We start from the raw sequence: 17,168 nt of genomic DNA on the forward strand, positions 1-17,168 counted from the left end.
CGTCGTTTATTGGCCCAGCACCACTTTGGCGTGGCGGATTACTTTATCACCCAAATAATATCCCTTCTCCACTTCGTCTACCACTTTGCCCTTCAACTCCTCACTTGGAGCCGGAATCTGGGTGATAGCCTCGTGCAAGTCAGAATCAAAATCGCCACCCTTGGTTTCCATCGCGGTCAAACCTTTCTGCTGAAGAGTTTTGACGAGCTTGTTGTAGATGATGTCCACGCTCTCACGCACTACCTGCACATCTTCCGACACTTGGGTGTGGTTGCGAGCGCGCTCAAAATCATCAAGCACGGGCAGCAAAACCGCCATCAACTCCTGATTGGCAGATTTGAACAGATCGGAGCGCTCCTTAGCAGTGCGGCGCTTGTAGTTATCAAACTCAGCCGCTAAGCGCAGGTATTTATCTTTTAATTCCGCAAGCTCGGTCTCAGTCCGGTTCACTTCAGACTGGGGGCTTTTTCAGTTTCAGCAGTTACTGTAGCCTCACCATCAGCCATTTCGCCAGCTATGTGGTCGGGGTCAACGGTCAAGTTGTCGTCCTGCGGTACGTGTTTCTCGTCAGCCATCTTATCGAATATTCGTCGAAACGGGTTTTTCACTTCATTTTAGCCGATTGGCAAGAAGCGGGAACAATGAGTTTGCCAAAGGCAGAAGGGCTGCCATAGTGGCACTGAAACCACTAAGGAGCAATGATTAGTTCAGCACAAAAACGGGCATGCTTGCACCGCCAGACTTATCTCGAGCTACTCCTTCGCGTTCAGCTCCTGCCAAATCATATCCTTCAACCGCTGGATATTCTTGTTCGCCAGGCTGGAAATAAACACGCTGGGCAGGTCAGTGGGCAGCGTGGCCCGGATTTCGGCTTCCAGCTCGTCGTCGATGAGGTCGGCTTTGGTGATGGCCAGCACTCGGCGCTTTTCCAGCAATTCCGGGTTGAACTGCGTTAGCTCATTGAGCAGCACCTGATACTCAGCGGCAATGTCGTTGCTGTCCACCGAAATCATGAACAGCAACATAGAGTTGCGCTCGATGTGCTTCAGAAAGCGCGTACCCAAGCCGCGGCCTTCAGCGGCGCCCTCAATAATGCCCGGTATATCGGCCATTACAAATGACTTGTAATCGCGGTAAGCCACCACGCCCAGGTTGGGCACCAAGGTAGTGAAAGCATAGTCGGCGATTTTAGGCTTCGCAGCCGATACCACGGAGAGCAACGTGCTTTTGCCAGCATTCGGGAAGCCCACGAGGCCTACGTCGGCCAGTAGCTTTAGCTCCAGCACTACCCACTCCTCAATACCGGGCTCGCCGGGCTGAGCGTAAGTAGGCGCTTGGTTGGTAGCGGATTTGAAATGGTCATTGCCGAGGCCACCGCGCCCACCGGGCGTGAGAATAATGCGCTGGCCGTGCTCCGTGATTTCTACTTTCTTCTCACCGGTTTCCGCATCACGGGCAATGGTTCCCAGCGGTACTTTCAGGATAACATCCTCACCCTGAGCACCGGTACGCAGACTTTCAGCGCCGCCCTGCCCATGGCCGGCAATTACGTGCTTCTGATATTGCAGGTGCAATAGGGTCCAGAGTTGGGAGTCGCCTTCCAGAATAATATGCCCCCCACGGCCGCCGTCGCCGCCATCCGGACCGCCGTTCGGCAGGCCTTTGGCCCGAAAGAAATGAGAAGAGCCCGCGCCGCCCTTACCCGAACGGCAGCAGACTTTAACGTAGTCGATGAAATTATTAGAAGCCACTGGTAATGGGTATTGAATGAAAGGGATTGGGAAGAACCCAAAAAACGTCTGTCATCCTGAGGCACGAAGGACCTTACCGGATAAGAACAGGCTGTTTAGGGTAACAACCGTTCTTACGTGATAAGGTCCTTCGTGCCTCAGGATGACAGATAAAGGCGGTTTAGCCTACAAAGTTACGCTTTTACTTCGTCTGCGGCCTGCTGACCATCGGAGATGGAGGGCGCAACCTGTTTCTGGTCAATGATATCGCAGATTTGAGTAAATATTTCTTCAATAGCGCCAATGCCATTTAACGCGTGAAACTTTTGCTGCTCAGCATAATAGCCGGCCACCTGAGCGGTTTCGGTGTTGTAGACGTTTACGCGGCGGCGAATTTTGGCTTCGTCCTGATCATCGGGGCGGCCGCTGGTTTTGCCGCGCTCCAGTAGGCGCTTTACCAACTCTTCCTCAGCTACTTCCAAGGCAATCATGCACGACACACCGGTATCGTAGCGCTGGGTAAGCTCATCCAGGCTTTGGGCCTGGGGCACGGTGCGCGGAAAGCCATCGAAGATAAACCCAGCAGCCGTTGTATTATTGGCCAGTTGGCTTTCAATCATACCAATTACTACTTCATCGGGCACCAATAGGCCTTCATCCATCAGTTTTTTGGCGCGCAGACCCAGTTCGGTGCCTTGCGTGATTTGGGAGCGAAGCAGGTCGCCGGTCGAGAGGTGTACCAGATTATATCGGGCAATCAACTTCTGACTTTGCGTTCCTTTGCCGGCGCCGGGCGGGCCGAAGAGCACGATATTGAGCATAGAGCGAGGATTTTCGCAGGGAAAGAAAAGAAGGTGTTTGGGAAAGATAGCGAATCGAGGCTAAAGTGCCCCATACGGCAGGGGGCAAAAGTAGGCTGAACCCAGCAGATTACAACGCTTTGTACAGATCAGGGTAGTTTCGGCCTAAGCCGTCATAATCAAGGCCGTAGCCTACCACAAATTCATTGGGAATACTAAGCGCCGCGTAGCGGATATCCAGTTCGTGCTGCAGGCAATCAGGCTTAATCAACAGGCAGGCCACCTCCAGAGAAGCCGGGTTTTTGCCCCCAGCGTATCGAGCAGGGCCCGAATGGTATGGCCAGTGTCTACGATATCTTCCAGCACCACCAAATGCCGGCCCTGCACTTCTTCACGCAGCCCCAGCAATTCCTTTACTGCCCCGGTACTGCTGGTACCTTCGTAGGAAGCCATTTTGACGAAAGATATTTCGCAGTCGATGGTCAGCTCTTTCAGCAAATCGGATGCAAACATGAACGAGCCATTGAGCACCGCCACAAATAAGGGGGTCTTGGTGGCGTAATCCGCAGTAAGGCGGGTGGCCAGCTCCCGCACGGCGTCTGCCAGCTGCTCTGAGGTGAGGTAGGGGGCAAACTGCTTGTTGTGCAGAGAGATAACAGATTGAGGCATACCGGGCAAGGTTGAAAACCGTACGAAGGGATGGCCAAAGGTAGGACAAAAAAAAGCAGCCTCTTCCGTGTGAAGAGGCTGCTTTCCAGACTTTGATCAACTCAATGTGAGTGCTACGATCTTCTCACAGATGCAAAAGTGAATGAACTACCCCCTATTTCTGCGTGCGTTGAGGTAGTACGTAAGCCGTTTTGGTGGCAGCTACGGAATCATCGGCATATGCAGCTTTGGGCTCCATTACTCGCTCCACAGGCTTTACTCCTACCGGGGCCACACCCTCGCGCACCGTATCATCGGTAACGGCAATGTGGGGGGCAATTACCAGCGACACGATGCTCATCAGCTTGATCAGAATATTCATGGAAGGACCTGACGTGTCTTTGAAAGGGTCGCCTACAGTATCGCCCGTTACAGAAGCTTTGTGCGCATCGGAGCCTTTGAACTCCATTTTACCGTTTACCATCACACCTTTCTCAAACGACTTCTTAGCGTTATCCCAGGCACCACCAGCATTGCTTTGAAACATTGCCATCAGCACCCCTGATACTGTTACGCCGGCCAATAAGCCCCCCAATACCTCCGGACCGAAGGCAAAACCAACGATAATGGGAACGATGAGCGCAATTGCGCCCGGCAACATCATCTCACGAATGGCGGCCTGCGTCGAAATGGCTACGCACTTCTCGTACTCCGGCCGGCCCGTACCTTCCATGATGCCGGGAATCTCACGAAACTGCCGACGCACCTCCTGCACCATTGCCATAGCCGCCCGACCCACCGCCGAAATTGCCAGTGCTGAGAAGATAAATGGAATCATTGCGCCAACAAATAGGCCAGCAAGCACGCGGGCATTGCTAATGTCGATGCTGGAAATGTTGGCCGTGCCCATAAAGGCCGCAAACAACGCCAGCGACGTAAGCGCAGCCGAAGCAATGGCGAAGCCTTTGCCGGTAGCCGCAGTGGTGTTGCCCACCGCATCCAGAATATCGGTGCGCTCCCGCACTTCCTTGGGCAGCTCGCTCATTTCGGCAATACCACCCGCGTTATCGGCAATAGGTCCGAAGGCGTCGATTGCCAGTTGCATGGCCGTAGTCGCCATCATGCCGGCGGCGGCAATAGCTACCCCATACAAACCAGCACACTCGAAGCTAAGCACAATACCAGCCGCTAACACCAGAATCGGCAGTACCGTTGACTCCATGCCCACGGCCAAACCACCAATGACGGTGGTAGCGTGGCCGGTGCTGCTTTGCTGCACAATGCTCATCACGGGCCGCTTGCCCATTGCCGTGTAGTACTCGGTGATGATACTCATCAGGGTTCCTACCACCAGACCCACCAGGATAGCGTAAAACACGTCCATAGAATCGAAGGGAACAGAGCCGGGACGGTTGATGACCAACTCGCCCGATGGCAGCATCCAACGCACCAGAAAGTACGACGAAATCGCCGTCAGCACCACCGACACGTAGTTGCCAAAGTTCAGCGCGCCCTGCACGTTACCACCTTCCTTTACCCGCACGGTCAGAATACCAAGCAGCGAAGAGATGATGCCAATACCGGCAATCACCATTGGCAGCAGGATGGGAGAAAGGCCATTAAACTGGTCATTGGTAGCAGCAACCTCGCGACCCAGCACCATCGTAGCCAGAATAGTAGCCACATAAGAGCCAAATAAGTCGGCGCCCATACCGGCCACGTCGCCCACGTTGTCGCCTACGTTGTCGGCAATAGTGGCAGGGTTGCGGGGGTCATCTTCCGGGATGCCAGCTTCTACTTTACCCACCAAATCGGCCCCCACGTCAGCAGCTTTGGTGTAAATACCTCCACCTACGCGAGCAAAAAGCGCGATGCTTTCAGCGCCCAGCGAGAAACCCGTCAGCACTTCTAATGCTGTTTCCATTTCAATACCGTTGGCGCCGGCTCCTTTGCTCAGTACAAACATATTGTAGAACACAATAAACAGAGAGCCAAGGCCTAACACCGCTAGGCCAGCTACGCCCATGCCCATAACTGAGCCACCTGAAAAGGATACATTCAAAGCTTTGGACAAGCTAGTGCGGGCGGCCTGCGCCGTACGCACGTTGGCTTTAGTGGCAATCTTCATCCCGATGAAGCCCGCCAGCGCCGAAAACACAGCCCCAATCAGGAACGCAATGACAATAACAGGGCTCGACTTTTCGCCCGTGGTACCCAGGTACCCTAAAAAGGCGCAGGCAATAAGGGCAAACAAAGCCAGCACTTTGTATTCAGCTTTCAAAAAGGCAATAGCGCCATCGGCTATGTAGCCGGCAATGGTGCGCATGCGTTCGTCGCCGGCATCTTGGCGGGCCACCCAGCCCGAGCGCAACCACGTGTACAATAGGGCCAGCACGCCAAGCGCGGGAGCTACGTAAAGAATTTCCATCATAGAAGCGGAGGTGAGAAGTAAGCGTTTGGGTTTAAGATTGATGAATGAGGGTTTTGGGTTGGTAAAATAGAGTTTATTACCTAATCCTCAAGTTCTCATCCTGCAAAAGTGGGCCGAGACCCATCCTTATATTTTACAATCAACTCTCAATTGTTACCTATTGCGTTCGACCATATGCTTACCTCCTTGCAAAAAAGCCCCCAGAGGATTTCTGGGGGCTTTTTTGTTGAGTAATGATTGAGTGGAAAGGCTACAGCTCTTGCATGAGCACCTGATACAGCGCCAGCATACTAGCAATGTCGCGCTTGTCCACGATTTCGTCGGGTGAATGCACATTGTCTTCGGGGGCACCTACAAAGCACCAATCCCAGGGCTGAGCGCTGTGCTGTAGCTCCTTGGCATCAGAGCCGCCACTGCCCTCCACCTCCAACTGATGAGGAATGCCCGCCGCCTGAGCAATTCGACGAATACGCTCCACGTATGAACGGCGCGGAATCAGCGAGTCGCGCAGGGAAATAGCTACCCCTTGACCGGCATGCACGCCTTCCGTTACCCAGGTAATATCCGAAATCAACGCCTGTCGCACCCCATATTTCTCGTAGATGTACTTAGCCAGATACGCAACGGAGCCCCCACCGTGCTCTTCCCAGCAGCTAAACACCAGAATACCATGCTCCAGCGTTTCGGCCAGACGCAAGGCATTCCACACACCCAACCGATTGTCGAGGTAGCAGGATTGCACGGTATCGACCGTTTCGCGGAAGTCGCAGGCGAAGGTTAGCTCAGTGCCCCGGTCGATGTCGCGAGTGAACTCATAGCTTAGTTCCCCCGTTTCGTCGTCTACTGCGAGCGTACAGGCAATATCGCCCTGCGTATCGTGACCCACCAGCCGGTAGCCGGTTTCAGCATGTGGCCCTCCGATTCGCACCAGTTGACGTCCGTACCGAACCGTAAATCCAATGCTGTCCAGATGAGCAAATACCGCTGTTCGCGGCTCTCCAAACACCAATAGTATGCAATCCTGCCACTCTTCTCCCTGTATTACTGTTGGTTGCACACGCCAACTTGCCTGATTTTCGTTAATGTAGCGTAGTAAGAATTCTGTTAGAGGAGCTTCGTTGCCTGCTGGTGCCGAAATCTCACATAAGGTTTTTAGCAAATGCATATGCAATAGGTTGTTTGTCCAAAACTAGGATAAAAGCCATACTTTAGCCCTCTTGTCAGCCGTATAGCCTCCAAACCTAGCTTAGCCGACGATTGCAGTAGTATATCCCATGATCCGAGAACTTCGATTAATTCTGTTACTCCTTTTTCTGGCGACTGGTGTCCAGGCCCAAAAAAAGGGTAGCACTCCTACCCCACCTCCTATCCGCACGATCGAAGTAGAGAATGTAGATGTTCTGCCTACAGCCAATACCAAAGGCTGGCTGCTGCTGGATAAAGACATTCAGACCGAGCTTGATGGCGCTGTACAGAATCTGTACAACTTCAAGTATGATAAGGCGGAAAAGCAGTTCCGTTCGCTGCGGCGGCGCTACCCCGAGCATCCGATGCCGTACTTCCTGCTTGGCTTAAGCACTTGGTGGAAAATTGTACCCACCAATGTTCAGACGAAACAGTATGACAAGCTGTTTTTCGCCTATATGGATACAGCCATAACCTACGGCGAGAAGTTGTACAAAGCTGACAAGAAGAACTACGAAGCCTGCTTTTTCCTCTCCGCGGCCTACGGCTTCGATGCTCGCCTGAATGCAGAGCGGGCCAATTGGCGCAAAGCGACCGTGAGCAGCCGGCGTGCCCTTGAGTATCTGGAAAAAAGCAAGGAAGCAAACGGCCTAAGCCCAGAGTTTCTGTTTGGTCAAGCCCTGTTCAACTACTACGCCGTCTGGATTTCAGAAGAATATCCGCTTTTGCGGCCCGTTCTTTTATTCTTTCCTAAAGGCAACAGAGAACTTGGGCTGCAACAGCTCAAAAACGTGGCTGACAACGGTTTTTACACCGGCATAGAAGCGAAGTTCTTCCTGATGCGCATTCTCAATAATGAGGAAAATAAACCGGCTGACTCTATGCCTGTTGCTCGCTTCTTAGCCAGCAACTACCCCGACAACGGATATTTCCAGCGCTTCTACTCCTTACTGTGCTTCAACGAAGGTGATTTTCGGGAGTGTGAGCGCGTAAGCCGCGACATTCTGGACAAGCTCAACCGTGGTATGCCGGGCTATGAAGGTATTAGTGGTCGTTACGCCACCTATTTCCTAGGTTGGCTAATGCAAAACAAATACAAGGACCTTGAAAAAGCCCAAGACTATTATCAGCGCTGCATTGTATTTGCAGAAAGCACCGATGAAACTAGTGGTGGCTTTTATGTTTACGCCAACTTCAACCTAGCCCGCATAGCTGCTAAAACTCCAGATGTAGCTGCTGCCCGTCGTTATTATGAGGTCGTTCGTGACAAAGCCAGTCACAAGTCAGAGCAGTATCGCGAAGCGAAAGCCTATCTAAAGAAAAATAAAATTTAGCCTCCTGGCTAACACCAAAAAATGGAGCTAAAAGATCTTTTTCTGACACCACTCTATCTGGGCATTTTCTATGCTTTAGCATTTGCCTTGCGGCCACGTTTCACAAATGTTCTAACCAAAAAATATTTTATTCCTGCCCTATCGCTCAAATTTCTTGGTGCTATAGCATTAGGTCTTATTTATCAATTTTATTATGATGGGGGTGATACCTATAATTACTTTTATCACTCCACCATAATGCATGAGGCATTTGACAAATCATGGTCGGTTGGGATGAAGTTGCTTACCTCTGATGGCGTCAGATCTTCAGATATTGCGACCTACGCATCAAGGATGTATTGGTTTGAGCCGGGCTCGAGCGAAATGGTTATTGTACGCATAGCTACAGTAATAGGCATGCTGTGCTTTAATACTTACACAGTAGTAGCACTGATTTTTGCCATCATTAGCTTTAGCGGCATGTGGGCTATGTTTCTGACCTTTATGAAGATTAGACCGCAGGTTTATAAGCAATTGGCAATAGTCGTGTTTTTTATTCCCTCCGTCTTTTTTTGGGGATCCGGACTAATGAAGGATTCCTTATGTATAGGTGCTCTTGGTTGGATTTTCTACACTTTTTACGAGGGCGCAATTGAGAAAAAAAGAATATTACGAAATATAATAATAGGTGGAATTGCAGCGTATTTTTTATCTACCACCAAAGTATATATTTTATTATCCTTTTTGCCTCCGGCCGTACTTTGGGTTTTCAACGAGAATAGCCAGCGAATTCGCAATCAATTAATTAGGATTTTAGCAAAACCTATTCTGCTTGGAATTGGTGCTGTCATAGCCGTATATGCTATGACGAACCTGACGAAAGGGGACGAAAAATACGACTTAGATAAAATTGGTGAACGCAGTAAAATAACGTCCGATTATTTATATGAAGTATCGGTGAAGCAGGATGGATCTGCTTACACGCTAGGTGAACAGGACGGTAGTATTGGCGGAATGGTAAAGCTTGTGCCTCAAGCAATAGTTGTTTCGCTGTTTCGGCCTTTTTTGTGGGAGGCCCGCAATCCGGTAATGTTGCTCTCTGCTTTAGAAGCTACTTTCTTTTTGGTTTTTACACTTCGAATGCTATTCAATATCGGCCCTCGCCGCTTTTTAAATTATATAATACGCACTCCAGTACTAAGCTTATGTATTGTTTTTGCGTTAATATTTGGAGCCTCAGTCGGTATTATTTCTTATAATTTCGGCACACTCGTTCGGTATAAAATTCCGCTGATTCCGTTTTACTTGGCGGCGCTTTATATTATGCAGAGCTTAAGCCAACAGCCTAGTAAACCCAAAATACGCCGCAAAATTCCACCTACTCCGCGTCGTCTGGCAACTGTTTCCTAACGACTAACACAGAGACGACGGCGTTTAGTAACATCACTAAACGCCGTCGTCTCTGTGTTAGTCGCTATTGCTATTGAGTGCCATTCATGCGACGGTAGCGCAGATACTCCGCTAACGTCGGATGCGACCACAGCCGCGATTCACCCGTGGGGGGCTTTTTTAATTGAACTTCTCCACGAAGTGCATCATAAACAGCCTGCTTTAGCAAGGGAAGACCAGCAGCCAATTGCAATAAGGGATACGTCACAAAATTATCCTCCGATGTGGGCTCAATTAAAGCCTGAGCGATAATAGCTCCAGTATCAATGCCGGGGTCAACTAAGTGTACAGATACCCCACAGTGCGCACGGTCGTTCTGAGTCAGCGCCCAGTAGCCGCCATGCACTCCGCGGTAAAGCGGTGTAATACCAGCATGCGTGTTGATAAATGGGCACGAAACGCTAGTAAGCACTTTCTTACTAATAATACGTGTGCCATTTACCACAATTACATCCGCCTGTAATTCCTGGAGAGCTGCTATGCACTCTGCGGAATTTACCGAGGCAACACTCAGCACACGGTCATCAGGAACCGGCCGGTTATCAAGTTTAGCCTGAAGGCGAATATTCTTTAAGCGTAGCTGAGAAGCTTTGGCCAGAGGCACAGCTATCAGCAGCTTGAAAAGGATTTGGCCTGCTACGGTGGCATACCCGAGTTTCTGGGTTCGCCGCTTTAGTAACTGCTGCTGACTTATGGGCGTCTCAATAATGACTCGGTGTACGCCAAACTCCTCATCAAGTGCGTGAAACAGAATATCTGTCGACTCTCCTGGGCCCGCCAGCAATACGATTTTTTTGCCTGTAGCAACAGCACTCATGCGACGGTAGTAGGATGTGAGGTCCGAGCCTGTAACAGTTCTGCTACATCGGCCATTGTTTGGCTTTCAAAACCATATGCCTTATGCAAAGCCTGGTAGTGGTCAGCAATTCGGCGTAGTACGGCCATATTTTGAGAAAGATTCACCCCAAAATTATGTGGGTGCCACCACAGATGAAACACAAGCCCATGCTGTGCGGCGTGGGTCATACCACTCAAAATCCGACTTAACCGCAGCTGCTCCAAAGCCTGCAAGCGCCCCGACCAAGGACGCAAAAAGCGGCTAGCCGGAATATTATACGGAAAGGTCTTGGCAATATCCGCTAAAGCATAGCAGTTGTGGCCCGACACATTCAGATAGGCATCCAACAATCGGGCGCCGCGCTTGTATAGGCTTTGTTGCTCCTCGGTGCGCTCCTTATAAATCCAGGAAGCTTCATTACCACGATAACTCGTAATACCAAGCTCTGCACAGATAGGCAGGTACGCAGGATTAGCTTGGTTACGTGGGAATACCAAGCTACGCATCTCCAAGCCTTGATTACGCGCTACTCGAATGGCCGCTTCTAGGTCCGCCCGAAACTCTTCGGCTGTTTGGCCTCGCTCTAAGCAGTAATAGTGGCAAAAGGTATGAGTAGCCATTTCTTGGCCAGGCGTCTGGCGAATCTGAGCAATCAGAGAGCTACCAAAATGGTACGGATCATTCTCTTCATCCTCGCCTACTACATCAAGGGCCAGATAAGGTGATAAATTAGAATCAGCGTATTGGGGCCGGACGGTGGGCAGGTTTTCCAGAAGCGTCTTCTTATCCTCAAAAAACAGTAAGCCAACTGTAGCCCAGGTTACGCGCAGGCTGTATTCTTGGAAGAGGGTTAGCAGAGCGGGCACCACTTGCCGAACGCCCCGCAGATTGGCCCCATATTGCGCCAATGTCTGCTGGTCACGTACGCCCCAGTTGATTTCAAAGTCAAGCGAAATGACGAATCTACCCGGCTCTTTTGACTTTTTTTCCATTATCTGCTCGTTCGTACTTAGCCGCTTCTACTGGAAGAGAGCCAAGAAGTTATTTTTATTTGAAGCCACTGAGTAGCGCTCTACAATGGTTTGGCGAGCTGCTCTTCCCTGACTTGCCCTCAATTCCCCGTCCATCAATAAGCTACGCAATGCAGTGTACCATTGTCCATCGGTAGCGCAGATAAACCCATTAGCGCCATCCTGTACTACTTCTGTATTCATGCCTACCGGCGACACTAGCGCGGGTATACCCAATGCCATGTATTGCAATGCTTTGAAAGCACATTTACCTCTCGCCCATGGATCATCTACTAGCGGCATCAGGCCCACATGAAACTGGAGTAAGTCCTGAATTTCACTAGCCTTGCGCCAAGGCGTGTAGCGGAGCGCTCGTAGGTTTGTATACTCTGGGGGCTGATTCGATATGACATGAAAAATGAAGCTGTGACCTTCGCTTTCCAGTCGCTCCAATACGGGCCACACTATATCCAAATGGCGCAAAGTAGTGTGGGTACCCGTCCAGCCAATGACCGGCGTAGAGGCCTCATTCTGGTCCCGTACTTGGTTGTGCAGATTGTCAGTATCCAGTGTAGTTGGATTAATGATAGCATTAGGATTGAACTGCTTTGCATAGTCTCGCAGATAGGCATTGCCACAGCTGATTTTATACGCCCATCGACAGATACTTCCAACTTTTTCCTGCCACTTTAGCTGACTAACGAGCGTACGCTCTCCAGCCGGGTCCTTCATCCAGATAGCGTCGTCAAAATCATATACAATCCGCTTTCGCAGCACATTCGCCACGATCCATTCAAAGAATGGTGGTCCGATGGGAGTTGCCTCCCGGTGAATGAAAATGAAATCGTAGCTGGAAACTGAAAACAATAAAGCCAAGCGGCGTAAAAAGCCCCCAGAATTCCAGCTACCTTGGCTAAAGTATGACCAGGCTTATAAAGAATAGCCCAAGTGCTTGCGGAAATAAAGGGTGCCAACTTATAAGTATGTCCAGCTTCGGTTAAGAAATGTAGATACTGCTCAAAACGAAACCGTTGGGATGGTGCCTGACCGTGTGGGTAAGGAACAACAAATAGAATACGCATAGGCAAAATTAAGACGCTATTACCACCTGAAATGCACTTTATCTCTTATCCTTTCAGCGGAAGCAGTATCCGTTAAGAGCGAAAGCCAGAGGGCCACTTGATGCAGAAACGGATATAGGACTGGTAAGTGCTAGACAGCTTGGGGGGCAAAAAACTTTGCGTAAGCCAGCGTGGCACGATCTAATGAGCGGTGACGCTCTGCCAGTTTTACCGTGTGCTGTCGGTAATTGGGGCTCTGCAGCAAAACCGCAATTTGCTTAATAGCTGCAGGAACGCTGGAAGGCTGATCGAGATTGAAGACAGCACCTCCTCCCTCCTGCCGAATGATAGCGCTGTCGTCGCCAACACCCTCCGTAAGCAACACAGGTAAACCAGCCGCCCAATATTCACCCACCTTAATTGGTGAGCAGAAAAGCCGACACGGTGCGGGCTTTATAGGAGCAAAAGCAAAATCAGCTGCCGATAAATAACCTGGCACATCGGCGTGGGGGGCTTTTACTACGAACACCTCGTCTTTGCTAAAACCAACCCTTGCTAACTTAGAACGAACCTCGGCTGGCGGATTGGGCGTCAGGATAATCAAGCGAAAAGCTGGTCCGAAATGATCAGCTGCTGCTTTGAATAAATCAAATGCTTCGGTATCGTAATAAATATCTCCAAACTTGCCCACATAGATTCCTACAGGAGCAGTAGATGCAAACCCTAGCTGCTCACGTACCTGTTTGCGCCTTGCTTCATCGAATTTGAAGGCCGCAACGTCTACCGAGCAGGGAACGGTCACGATACGTTCCCCAGAAACTCCCTCACGAATAAGTTGCTGCCGGTAATTTTCGGCTACCGGCAACAGGCCAAGAGCTAACTGCTTTTGCTTTTTCTCCCAATAACGCTGGAATAAATAGCGCGGATCGTAGGATTTCCACACACCCGACTCAAGCATATAGTCAGCATGCGGCTCGAATGACTCCACATAGAATGGAAGCTTATTCCGCTTCCAAACCAGATAGGCGAGTGCTCCAGCTGGTGCCCCCGGGCTAATAGGAAGTCGCTTCTGTGTTGTGTCGCCAGTTCTACTAGCGTCTTCGGAAACCGTAGGAAATCGTCTGTTTTTGTAACTAACACGTTTCGCCCTGGCTCCGAAATTAGTGGCGCGTACTCTACTTTGCTTATAGGAAAAGGTGGGTTAAATACAGGCTTCCTTCCATCTCGCTCGATAGTGACAAGAAGAATAGACTCTATATCAGAACGCTGTATAAGCAGTTGCAGATGCGGAAAAACGGTAGAAATGGTAAGCGGATCGTCTAGTCCCCAATAACTCAAAAACAGAATGCGCATTCAAATAGGAAAACGACGAAGCAAAAGCGTCAGGTGCGAATCTTCTTTAACCATTCCACAGCGCGTAGTCCAATCAAACAGCGAATCAGGAGAGTTATCGCCTGACCTCTCGGCAGATTAGGAGCAGCACGGCGTGCATAATGCAAGGCCTCTTTCCGATGATCGTCGGCGTATGCATGAATGGCACAAAGATAATACACTCGTCCTATCAGTGTCCGCTGTTGCTCGGGTGTCAGCGCCACCCGAGCTAGCATCCAATCTAATGCTAGTTGTAGCTTTCTAACTAAAGCAGTATTGTCGGAGCGCATAGAACGGGCATCATGGTCGTTCATTGTGAGCGTCAACGCATCCACAATATAAACCCGATCACGTTGCATATTTTCCAGCATAAACATCCAGTCTTCCACAGCAGCATAGCGTCGATCTTCTTCGAAGAGCCGCAAATCTTGGTTCTCACGACGCACACAGATGTTACAAGCTAATGCATTGCCCCGAACGAAGAAGTCCAACCCATACCACCCTTCAGCTACTGACGCTAAGTCGCTATCAGCTAAAGTGCCATCTCGATCAAAGTTGTATTTAGTGGCAATGAAATTTGGGTGATTTAATTTCTGAATGTTATCATGTAGCACCTTCAGATGATTAAACAATAACCGATCATCCGAATCCAAAAACAATACATATTCGCCTTTAGCACGCGCTAAACCATAGTTGCGAGCTGCTCCTCTTTCCCCGTTTACTTTAGCTATGTATTGAATACGAGTATCAGATAGAGCGTTTACTCGCTGAGCTGTCTCGTCAGTACTACCATCATCAATCACTAATACCTCCCAATTAGCAAATTTCTGTTGCACTACCGACTCCAAGGTCGTGGTAATAAAACCAGCTCTGTTATAAGTAGGAATAATGACGCTAAAAAAAGGGCTATTCAATGTATTAGTGTTCATTAAAAAATTTGCAGATAGCAAATAGAATTAAATTAGTTAGGCATCTTGGCTTTAGCACCATAGATAGAATTGGCCTAGCGATTTATCCGTACATCCGCTAGCTAAGTAGCAGTTCTGCGCTAATACGTATACTTTTAAGTATAACCAAGGTAACACCAACAATCAGGACAGTGCGTAAAGCAATTTTCCAAACTGGTAGATTAAGCAATGACAGTACCTGTAAGTCAATCAAGAAAGTTGCTACTAAGCTACCCAAACCAAAAAGCAGTAAGGCTAAATTTAAGTCGTTATTAAGTAAACCAATAGCTAGTCCAAGCCCACGCATTAACAGTAGAAATACGTTACTCCAAAGGATATAGCGCTGTTTGCTTAAAATATTATAAATTGGCGAGGTAGCCAGGGACATCAATTTAAATACATAATAATACCCTAGGTAACCAGTATATAAGCCAGCCATTTCCCAGCGATGACCAAATACTAGCTTAAATAGCACATCGCCATATACCGTAATTATACCGAAGGGGATTAAGCCCATGTAAAGGAGCTTATAGAAAAGGCTTAAAGTGATTACAGAAAGGCGTTCTGGTTCATTCTGATATGTTTCAGTGGCTTTCTGCCAGAACACAGGTAAAATTGCATTTCCAATTAAGTTGATCGGCAATTCTAATAAACTAACGGAAAACGAATAGAGACCTACCGGTGTAGGACCGAATCCTGTGGTTAGAGCAAATATGGGTAGTTGAGCCGACAGGACATTAATGAAGCTCGCTGGTAGGTTGTATTTCGGAAAGTCTTTATACTCTATGGCAACCTCACGCATAGATTGCCACGAAATAGTACGCCAAAGCATACCCAATGAGTGCCGCAAAGTACCAGTTACTAGACTGATCGTGCTTGTTAGGCGATTAAAAGCCTCGCCTAATAGTAGCCCTGCTACGTTACCACCCATCCACCACCCGTATCCTATGGTAAAGCCACGACCAGCTAAAGCTGTTGCTACCTCTACACTAGACCTTTTTACGAATTGTTTTTCACGTAGATACCAACCATTCATGATGGTATTAAAATTAAAGAGCATCAATAGAATTGGTAACGTGTAAAACCAATTTCCAAGAGCTTCAATTTTAAGGAAATGCTGTATTGCTGGTCCGCTGATTAATAAAGCACCTACTAGAAGCAATGACATTGCAAGCGTTAGTGCTACTGTAAGTTGTACTAACGCAAAAAATCTATCTTGCCGTCGGGGTAGAAGAAATGCCCCAGTGTAAGTGAGAGTAGTCAGCATGCTTAAATTACTACTCAAGGAATTAAACACCGCAAATTGTCCATAAGCCGCCGGTGGATAGAGGCGCGACATCACTGGTGTGAGCAAGAAGCCAATAACCGTAACTGCAGCTGAGCCCGAAAGGGTTACGGCAAAATTTTGCGCAAATGACCCTTTCTGTAATAAAGAATGCAGATTGTGCTTTATGAATTGTTGAATGCGTTTTTTCAATTATTATTTGAGAGAGATACTTTTTGATTAAAAATTTTACTAATTTCTTTTTGTTTATACAAAAAGTTTATTGGTCGATTTGCATTCTGAAAATGCAGAAAAGAATCACAAACGTTGAACGCCGCTTCTATCGCATCTTGGCCAGGTTCAAAGACATACCCCGTATCAAACCGTTCAGGATCTTGATACTGTTTCCAACCCATATTATTAAAGAAATCCCTTTTAACAGGACGTAAGGGACGCTTAATAGCTTCAACTGTATCGCGGACCACAGTAGTAATACTCCTGCGCGTGTGCTTAGTAATAAAGAAATTTCTAATGCGATTGTATTCTGCCATACGGTCTTTCGAATTCATGCGATTAAAATTACCGTTGGGATTACTTACATGCATACTTAATACAGCAGTACACCAAGCTATATTTATATTTAAGCTAGTAATACGATATACAAATTCTAGGTCAACTAGCACTACTCCAGTATTAAACATACCTGTGAGTGCTAGAGTTGAACGACGAATCAGAATAGGTAACCCGATCATCCAAAAGGGGTCTCCATATTCCAGCCAACGCTGATAATCATTAGATGGATCTTCCTTTATTTTGGCGAAAGTCAGGTCATCTGACTGAGTAGCCGCATTATACCCCGTTACCACATCAATCGCAGGATTTTTAATCATGAAGCTAACCGCTTCCCGGATAGCCGGGTAATAGAAGGCATCATCATCGGTGATGAGTTTGATGATCTCCCCGCGCGCCATTAGCATGCATTTATTAAACCCGTGCGCCTCGCCCTTGTCCCGCTCGGAGATGAATTGCTGGATCCGACCGGCGGCATACAGGCCCTGCAGATACTCGACCGTCCCATCCTTGCTGCCCCCGTCCGCCACGACGATCTTCATCCTCCTGAC

At 48.8% G+C, this 17,168-nt stretch carries 17 protein-coding genes; 2 read left to right on the plus strand and 15 right to left on the minus strand.

Annotated features, from left to right (window positions below; translation table 11 throughout):
- Positions 1-6: 6 nt before the first annotated feature.
- From H9L05_RS02280 to H9L05_RS02305, 8 genes are all read right to left on the minus strand, one after another.
- On the minus strand, positions 7-450 hold the full coding sequence (locus tag H9L05_RS02280) for a nucleotide exchange factor GrpE (RefSeq protein ID WP_187732863.1): 444 nt from the start codon (positions 448-450) through the stop codon (positions 7-9).
- Positions 447-575 (minus strand): hypothetical protein, encoded by a 129-nt coding sequence (locus H9L05_RS24650; protein WP_262892609.1) that lies wholly within the window; start codon positions 573-575, stop codon positions 447-449. Before H9L05_RS24650 ends, H9L05_RS02280 begins: the two co-directional genes overlap by 4 nt.
- A gap of 177 nt (positions 576-752) precedes the next feature.
- Positions 753-1,751 carry a GTPase ObgE gene (gene obgE, locus H9L05_RS02285; protein ID WP_187732864.1) on the minus strand — a complete coding sequence of 333 codons (999 nt, stop codon included), beginning with the start codon at positions 1,749-1,751 and terminating at the stop codon, positions 753-755.
- Positions 1,752-1,924: 173 nt separating this feature from the next.
- Positions 1,925-2,551: an adenylate kinase gene (locus H9L05_RS02290; RefSeq protein WP_187732865.1), complete on the minus strand. Its 627-nt coding sequence runs from the start codon at positions 2,549-2,551 to the stop codon at positions 1,925-1,927.
- A gap of 109 nt (positions 2,552-2,660) precedes the next feature.
- Entirely contained in the window at positions 2,661-2,813 is a 153-nt protein-coding gene (locus H9L05_RS25725; RefSeq protein ID WP_317175076.1) for a hypothetical protein, read from the minus strand.
- Positions 2,798-3,199, minus strand: coding sequence for a phosphoribosyltransferase (locus tag H9L05_RS02295; protein ID WP_317175077.1), 402 nt, complete (start codon positions 3,197-3,199; stop codon positions 2,798-2,800). Before H9L05_RS02295 ends, H9L05_RS25725 begins: the two co-directional genes overlap by 16 nt.
- Before the next feature lie 154 nt (positions 3,200-3,353).
- Complete coding sequence (locus H9L05_RS02300) at positions 3,354-5,609, minus strand: sodium-translocating pyrophosphatase (protein WP_187732866.1); 2,256 nt, start codon at positions 5,607-5,609, stop codon at positions 3,354-3,356.
- A 250-nt stretch (positions 5,610-5,859) separates the two neighbouring features.
- Positions 5,860-6,774, minus strand: coding sequence for a M20/M25/M40 family metallo-hydrolase (locus H9L05_RS02305; protein WP_187732867.1), 915 nt, complete (start codon positions 6,772-6,774; stop codon positions 5,860-5,862).
- A 109-nt stretch (positions 6,775-6,883) separates the two neighbouring features.
- Between H9L05_RS02305 and H9L05_RS02310 the strand changes: the two genes are divergently transcribed.
- Complete coding sequence (locus H9L05_RS02310) at positions 6,884-8,128, plus strand: tetratricopeptide repeat protein (protein ID WP_223284687.1); 1,245 nt, start codon at positions 6,884-6,886, stop codon at positions 8,126-8,128.
- Positions 8,129-8,149: 21 nt separating this feature from the next.
- The gene (locus H9L05_RS02315; RefSeq protein WP_187732868.1) at positions 8,150-9,517 is read left to right on the plus strand and encodes a hypothetical protein; all 1,368 of its coding nucleotides are present in this window, start codon (positions 8,150-8,152) and stop codon (positions 9,515-9,517) included.
- A gap of 70 nt (positions 9,518-9,587) precedes the next feature.
- Here the strand turns inward: H9L05_RS02315 and H9L05_RS02320 are convergent, their stop codons facing one another.
- From H9L05_RS02320 to H9L05_RS02350, 7 genes are all read right to left on the minus strand, one after another.
- Complete coding sequence (locus H9L05_RS02320; protein WP_187732869.1) at positions 9,588-10,373, minus strand: formyl transferase; 786 nt, start codon at positions 10,371-10,373, stop codon at positions 9,588-9,590.
- A complete protein-coding gene (locus tag H9L05_RS02325; protein WP_187732870.1) occupies positions 10,370-11,386 on the minus strand; it encodes a polysaccharide deacetylase family protein in 1,017 nt (338 codons plus the stop codon). The genes H9L05_RS02320 and H9L05_RS02325 overlap by 4 nt, the downstream gene beginning before the upstream one ends.
- Before the next feature lie 27 nt (positions 11,387-11,413).
- Positions 11,414-12,271: a glycosyltransferase family 4 protein gene (locus H9L05_RS02330; protein WP_223284688.1), complete on the minus strand. Its 858-nt coding sequence runs from the start codon at positions 12,269-12,271 to the stop codon at positions 11,414-11,416.
- Positions 12,272-12,616: 345 nt separating this feature from the next.
- Complete coding sequence (locus H9L05_RS02335; RefSeq protein ID WP_187732871.1) at positions 12,617-13,408, minus strand: glycosyltransferase; 792 nt, start codon at positions 13,406-13,408, stop codon at positions 12,617-12,619.
- Between the two features lie 439 nt (positions 13,409-13,847).
- A complete protein-coding gene (locus tag H9L05_RS02340; RefSeq protein WP_187732872.1) occupies positions 13,848-14,786 on the minus strand; it encodes a glycosyltransferase family 2 protein in 939 nt (312 codons plus the stop codon).
- A 76-nt stretch (positions 14,787-14,862) separates the two neighbouring features.
- Positions 14,863-16,260, minus strand: coding sequence for a lipopolysaccharide biosynthesis protein (locus H9L05_RS02345; RefSeq protein WP_187732873.1), 1,398 nt, complete (start codon positions 16,258-16,260; stop codon positions 14,863-14,865).
- The gene (locus H9L05_RS02350; RefSeq protein WP_187732874.1) at positions 16,257-17,159 is read right to left on the minus strand and encodes a glycosyltransferase; all 903 of its coding nucleotides are present in this window, start codon (positions 17,157-17,159) and stop codon (positions 16,257-16,259) included. The genes H9L05_RS02345 and H9L05_RS02350 overlap by 4 nt, the downstream gene beginning before the upstream one ends.
- Positions 17,160-17,168: the final 9 nt, after the last annotated feature.

The organism is Hymenobacter qilianensis, from assembly GCF_014489555.1.
Taxonomy (GTDB): domain Bacteria; phylum Bacteroidota; class Bacteroidia; order Cytophagales; family Hymenobacteraceae; genus Hymenobacter; species Hymenobacter qilianensis.